Annotated in this window: 4 protein-coding genes; all 4 read right to left on the reverse strand. The window is 31.6% G+C overall.

Going from position 1 to position 7024, the window contains the following annotated elements:
• Positions 1–1749, reverse strand: coding sequence for an ABC transporter ATP-binding protein (locus RH98_RS03015; protein ID WP_010250373.1), 1749 nt, complete (start codon positions 1747–1749; stop codon positions 1–3).
• A 265-nt stretch (positions 1750–2014) separates the two neighbouring features.
• The gene (locus tag RH98_RS03020) at positions 2015–3295 is read right to left on the reverse strand and encodes a DUF4374 domain-containing protein (protein WP_010250375.1); all 1281 of its coding nucleotides are present in this window, start codon (positions 3293–3295) and stop codon (positions 2015–2017) included.
• Positions 3296–3306: 11 nt separating this feature from the next.
• The gene (locus RH98_RS03025; RefSeq protein ID WP_026038712.1) at positions 3307–5472 is read right to left on the reverse strand and encodes a TonB-dependent receptor plug domain-containing protein; all 2166 of its coding nucleotides are present in this window, start codon (positions 5470–5472) and stop codon (positions 3307–3309) included.
• A gap of 1250 nt (positions 5473–6722) precedes the next feature.
• A partial coding sequence (locus RH98_RS03030) for a helix-turn-helix transcriptional regulator (protein ID WP_010250379.1) occupies positions 6723–7024 on the reverse strand: 302 nt, incomplete at its 5' end.

The following is a 7024-nucleotide window of genomic DNA, read 5'->3' on the forward strand; positions in this document are numbered from 1 at the left end:
TTATTCTTTCTCTGATTTTATATGCCAATTTCTAGCTGCAAGGTATGATTGCCACATCGAGCTATAAATACCTTTTTGTTCTATTAATTGTTCATGATTACCTAATTCACTCACTCTACCTCTATCCATAACCAAAATTTGATCTGCATTTTTTATTGTTTCCAATCGATGTGCAATCATAATAACAGTTTTATCTTTCATTAAGTTTCTAAAAGCACGCATTAGAAGCAATTCATTTTCAGTATCTGAGAATGAAGTTACCTCGTCTAATACTAGAATAGGTTTATTTCGCAATATTGCTCTAGCAATGGATAAACGCTGTTTTTGACCTCCTGAGAAATTACCACCTCTTTCTTTTACAAGTGTTTCATAGCCTTCTGGCAATTGCATTATAAAATCGTGTATTTGAGCGGCCTTTGCAGCTTCCATTACTTGTTCTATACTTGCATTTTCAGCTCCCATACGAATATTATTTGCTATAGTATCTGAAAAGATAAAATTGTCCTGAAAAACAAAAGCTACAGTATCTAATAATACCTCTGGTTCTAAATCTCTAATATCGGTATCTCCTATTTTAATATATCCTTTACTAACATCCCAAAAGCGTGGTAACAAACGAGCAATAGTTGATTTTCCAGCCCCTGAGGCTCCTGTAATAGCAGTAAACGTACCAGGTTTTACAGTGAAATTTATATCTTCTAATGCTTTATCTTCTCGTCCAGGATAAGTAAACGATACATTATCAAAAACAACAGAAATATCTTTAATATTTTTGTTTTCTCCCGATGCTTGTAGAGGTTCAACTTTCATTAATTCTTCTATTCGCTTAGAACATATTGCTGCACGAGAAATTACATTAGATAAACTGCGATAAGGTAATATTGATTCAATCATTCCCGTTCCTAAAAGTAAAGAGGCAATAAATGCTAAAAAACTTAATGAACCATTTTGATACCAATAAGTGCCTAATACTAATAAAATAATAAATGTTGGTAACGGATTAAGTATAAACATTGAAAGTTTAGCATTTAGTCCATTTTGCTTATACCAAAGTGTTATTATATCTAAATAGCGCTGCAATGCATTCTCATAGCGGACAAACGATTTCTCGCCTCCATCAAATACGCGTACGACTGGCATGGCTTGGACATATTCTACAACAGCAACATTTATATCTTCTTTGGCTTTATTAAATTGATGTGTTACTTCAGTCTTATTTTTCATGGCTAGTGATAAAAAACCTAGACCCACTATTAGAATAGCAAGACATACTAATGCTATTCTATAATCAAACCAAAATAAACTCAATAAAGTTAATAGTGGAAAAGCATAAGTACGAACAAATAAAGGAGTACTATCTGCTACGAAACCATGTAGTAATCGTACATCCTCATTTAAAATTTTCGTCAGAGCTCCTGAACCGGTTTCATTTAAAAAACCTAATGGTAATTTTGCCAAATGATTAGTAATGTTCTTACGCAAGATTGCTTCAAGATCAAAGGCAGCATAATGAGAAACATCAAAAGATTTTAAACGTAATAAGTAACTTACTACCACAAACAATACCATACCACTAAAGAGATAGAACATTTGTTGTGTATTCCCTTGATACATTGCATTGATTAAATAACTTAATAAAATAAGATTACCTATGGTCAGTACGGTAGACCCAACTGAGAGTGCCATTGCAAAATTCAGTTTCTTTTTTACTGGTTTCACAATGCGCCAAAGTACGCTATCTGTAGCCATATATATTATTTTGTTCTTTTTATATCACTGTTTAGTTTTATATTATAAACTATCAAACAGTCTTATTAATAAATAATGTTTAAAAAAATAACCAATAGTAGAGGTCAAAGTATTCGCCCTACTATTGGCTTTATATAAAGCAATTTGACAATGTCAAATTGCTTTTTTAGCATCGCTTTTAATTTTAGATTCTTCTTAACCTTAAAATTTTAAAAAACCTAGATTGTACACTACTACTACCTAATTAAAAACGAGAGCTAACTAATTATTTTTTAAGTTTAACTAATCCCCAAACTTTTAAAGCTGGGCTACCTTTAGCACTCTTTGGTAAATTGAACGCAGGTTTAGCTACTTTATCTGCACCAAGTACATAATATCCATTGTAATTTTCATTATTTACAACTCTAAAGTATACTTCTCCATCAATTACTGTAATTGCTTGCGCATCTTGAAAAGCATACGTAGTAGCAGGGATATTAGCTACTTCTTTTGGTCCAGCAGCAATATTTTCTTTATCAAACTCATAATATTTAAAGTTTGGTGTATTTAAAATATCAGCATATGTAAATGCAGTGCTTCCCCATGCGGTATAAAGTTTTCCATCTTTTACAGCTACTGATCCAACTGTAGTATCTTTTACATAATCATCGATTTTGATAATCCAATCTTTGTCAATTTCAGTAGCTCCTTTTTTAATTCTTATAATAGCAGATTCATTAGTTGCTCCAGTTTTTCCGAATCCATGAGAACACATATATAAAGCACCATCATCTCCTAATGCCCACATTTGATTAGCATTACCGCCATAACCCACATAACTTACGCGAGTATCTTTTATTGTTTTTTCATACTTACTTGTTGCAATATCAATTACTGCAATTTCAATATATCCTGGAGCTGGATCTTCCATTTGGCTTCCTTTTCCATCTTTTGATCCAGTGATAATATCTGCATAAAGTTTACCGTCTTTAGAAGCTAAAAAGCGTGTACCTACTGCTTGATATTCTTTAGTTTTATCCTCTACCATCGACAAGTCAATTTCGCCTGTACGCTGCATTGTAGTAGGATTAAATATCTGTATTTTAAATAATCCTTTACCAGCATCTGCATAAAAACCAGTTGTTGCGTTATGCACATAAAAGTTAGAAGACAATCCTTTTATTTCACCAGATGGAGAGATTGAATTGTTGTCAGATGTTGAATAACGCAAAATACCATCATCCGGAGAACTTACTCTTCCTAATTGTAATCTTTGGAAAATCCATTCACCATAGCTTTTCATTCCATTCCCCTTTACCGACAACGCCCCTTTTTGAATATTATCGATATCTCCAGAAGGCATTTTATCAAAGGCTGTCATATATCCTACATAAGGAGCAACACCCATTGTTCCAGTCAAAAGAACATATTTACCTTCTGTTGTAGTAGGATCTACAGGATTAGGTTCTGATGAACTATTATCATCTGATGAACATGAAGTGAAGGCAAAAAGACCTGCCATTAATAACATTCCAATACTTTTTGGAGTAAAAATGTGTTTTTTCATAAGTTTTAATATTAATTGAATGATATGTTTACTTTAAAATGAAGACTAAAACCTTCGTTTTGAATCTTGTAATTGTCAAAAATTTCAGAGTTAAATATGTTTTTCGCTTCTAAACCAAAAGATAGCTTAGGTGAATATGCCCATACTACACCTGTAGAATGTAGATTTTGATCTGGTATAACATAGTCCTCTGCATTGATACTAGCTTTTCCCCATAAGCCTAAAAAGCCACTAGGTTCAAACTCTTTAGGAATAAAATCTAAATAATATGCTCTGACGAAACTATAATTCCAGAAGAAAGAAAAGCTATCTCCTTTTTTAAATACATCTTTGTGAAAGGTGCGCAATCCAAGATTAGCAAAGAAATATGGAGTATTTCTTAAGCGCGAATTTTCGTAGGTTTTATCTTGTCTATCGTATAATCTAAAATCTTGATAAGTAGCATTACCAGAAAGTCGTAACCATGGTAAAGGTGAATAATTAACATCTAATTCTACACCTAATCCTTTTACTTTTTCTACATTCTCATAAGCGCCAAAAACACCAGAATTAAGAAGCATTATTAAATCATGAGTACGTCTATAGAATATATTAACTTCTGAAGTAAAGTTCTTTTTATTATTATAGTTAACTCCAAGGTTGTAATTAAGACTTCGCTCTGGTTTTAAACCAAAATTCGTTTTTGTAAAAGTACCATCTCCAAAAAACTCCTCTTGCTCAGGAAGTCGAATTGCTAGCTCAGCAGAAGCACGAGCATATATGCGATCAGAGATCTGATACTTAATTGATTCTGAAAAGCCCCAATTCCCTTTTGTTTTAGATTTCTTTTGTTCTACTTGAGTATCACCATGAAGACTTTCAAAACCTTCTGTTTTTAAATAGTAATATTTAACAGCAAGATCATTAGATAAATTGTCGTCTAATAAATACAATCTCCAATTTAACCCAGTAATCCACTTTTGAAAAACAACTGATCTTTTGAGCATATCAATTCTAGAAAATGGAAAAACTTCACCAAACGGGTCTGATCCTCTACGGTTCGAACTATTATAAACAGAATTAAGTTCTATAAATCCATTATCTAGTTTATAAGAAAGATTAGTTCTGGAAATAAAATTGTAATAGCGCAATTTTCTATCACTCCCTTTTGAAGTGGTTTCACCCCTTTTACTCGCTACCGGAGTAAAATTACCTTTCCAATCATAGAATCCTTCTTTTGTATCGGTAAAACTAGAGTGAAGTGTGTTATAGACAAAAAACTGATCAAATTTTAAATTATAATCAAAGAATGATTTGCGATAACGCAAAGTTGGCACCACTGAATTTAGATTACTAGTAACCCCTCCAAAAGGATAGTTCATAGTCATACCATAATTGTGGTCTTTGTTTAAATAAAAACTTGTTACAGACAATTTTAATTCGTCTGCCCAAGATTTATTTTTCACGCCAACAAAAAACTCGCCAAATCCATTAGAGAATCTATTGTGAAACAAGCGATGTTTTTCTTTTCGCATTTGAGCAGTCTCTGGGTCTGTAAAAGGAACAATTACTTTATAGTCATTATCTGAATAATTAATAAAACTATTTATTCCTCCGAATAACCCTGTTTTTTCATCTTGAAAATACGCATTCAAAGTTCCTCTATGGGTATTGTAAGAACCAATCTGATAAGATACATCGACTGACTTATTTGACTCAGGTTCTTTTGTAACAATATTGACTGCTCCACCTAATGCATCTGAACCTAATGAAACGGGGACTACTCCTTTGTATATTTCTATACGATCAATCATAGTGGGAGGTACAATAGCAAAACTAAAAGCATTTCCTAGATAATCCATTGGAATTCCATCTCTGAAATACTTAATAGCATTTCCTTCAAAGCCATTTAACATCAGATTTGCCTTTGATCCTAAACCGCCTGTCTGGCGTACTCGAACCCCTACTGTTCTATTCATTAGCTCAATAACACTAGATGGTTGTTGCTTTAAGGCTTTGACATCTAAAACTGTTGCGCGAACTGGTTGACGACTTTCTTTTTGGGCTTTGCTTTCTTTTGTAATTAAAAGTTCATTAAGACCCGTATTTGTAATAGTGTCATTTACTACTTGTGCATTTGCCGAGCAATAACATAACATTACTGTTAAAAGTGATAAGGTGACCTTGTGTGTTTTCATTTTGATATCTCTTAATGATAGAGTCAATAACTACGCTATAAGTTTATTAACTGTGCAAAATTACTTATCACTATGCCCAAGCAATGACGCCAAAAGGAATAAGAATGACGTTAAAAGGAGTATTATTTAGATTTAGTAAACAGTAGTAGAATGCTCAAAAAAAACAGAACATAAAAGATGCTAACACCTGTCCCAAAAACTAAATAAGCAAGTAATGAAGACGGTTATATTGGTGAAAAACTATATAAATAAAGACATGTTATTGAAAAAACAAATACTTGGTAAGATAGCTTTCGTTCTTTACTCAGTAGATTCGATACAACATTATTTAGTTAGATGCCATTGAATTTCATGGCTTTTACCTTTATGGGACTAAAGAAATTTCAGAAAATTAAAAAGTCAAAATATCTTCATCATATTATCGCTCATCTAATGCATTATAGCCATTTTATTTTTAAAAAAGTCTTTTTGAATAGAGATCTCTAAAATGATTCATTGAATATTTAATTCCTTATGTGGCTTCATTACTATAGAGGATATGAATTTTTCAACAACGCTTCAACAGTTCTTCAAGATTCCTTCAATAACCAGCCCTCTATATGGAGCAATCATGAGGAAATGTTGAAGAAGTGTTGAAGGATTTCGCTCTAATGCTTATGAATAGTGGCTTTATCAAGCATTACGATTTTAACTTAAAATGATTATTTTTAAGGTAAGATATTGTAATTTAAGTAGATATGTTTTTTTAGAGGTAAAAAAAAGTGAGGTAGTTTTTTGTATTACTTAGATAATTAAAGTATTTATAGAAAACCTCATAACCTATTGATATATAAAGAATCTATTTGATATAGCAATCCTATTTTGAATACATAACTAATCAATTAACAAATAATGAAATCCCTCTATCAGAATTATTTTATTAATGCTGATGCTGGTTTTGATGCTCAGAAACATAAATAGTTAGAGATAAAGAAATAATAGCTAACATCTATCATAAACGAAATGGAAAAGATAATAAAGACGGTTATATAGAAAAAAACTATACAAAGTAAGTTATACTACTGAGAGCTCAAAGGCTTGGTCAAATAGCTTTCTTCCTTTATGTAATAAATTTTATATCCCATTATCTAGTTTAATGGCATGGAATTTCATGGCTTTTATCGTTATAGGACAAAAGAAGCTTATGAAAACTAAAAAGTCAAGTTGACTTCATTCTATAAGTTGTAAAATAAATGTGGTATTGTAAAATTTTAATATCTCACTTCTTTAGGCAACATTCCATATTTTCGTTTAAAGGCAGCTGTAAAATGTGTTGGATTCTTATATCCTACAACTTGAGCAATATCAGCAATATTACAGTCTTGTTCTAATAAAAGCTTTTGACCTAATTCCATACGCTCATCAAAAAGGTATTGAAATATTGTACTTGAAAAAATTTCTTTAAATCCTTTTTTTAGTTTAAATTCATTTATCCCTGCTAATCTTGATAACTCTCTTATCGAGTATGGATTTTGCAAATTTGTACTTACTAATTCTCTTACATAATATAATA

The organism is Myroides injenensis M09-0166, from assembly GCF_000246945.1.
Lineage (GTDB): Bacteria > Bacteroidota > Bacteroidia > Flavobacteriales > Flavobacteriaceae > Flavobacterium > Flavobacterium injenense.

Bases quoted from the DNA above. Each gene is read 5' to 3' on its own strand.
- RH98_RS03025 (WP_026038712.1), bottom strand. From the start codon at position 5,472: ATGAAAACACACAAGGTCACCTTATCACTTTTAACAGTAATGTTATGT.
- RH98_RS03020 (WP_010250375.1), bottom strand. From the start codon at position 3,295: ATGAAAAAACACATTTTTACTCCAAAAAGTATTGGAATGTTATTAATG.
- RH98_RS03015 (WP_010250373.1), bottom strand. From the start codon at position 1,749: ATGGCTACAGATAGCGTACTTTGGCGCATTGTGAAACCAGTAAAAAAG.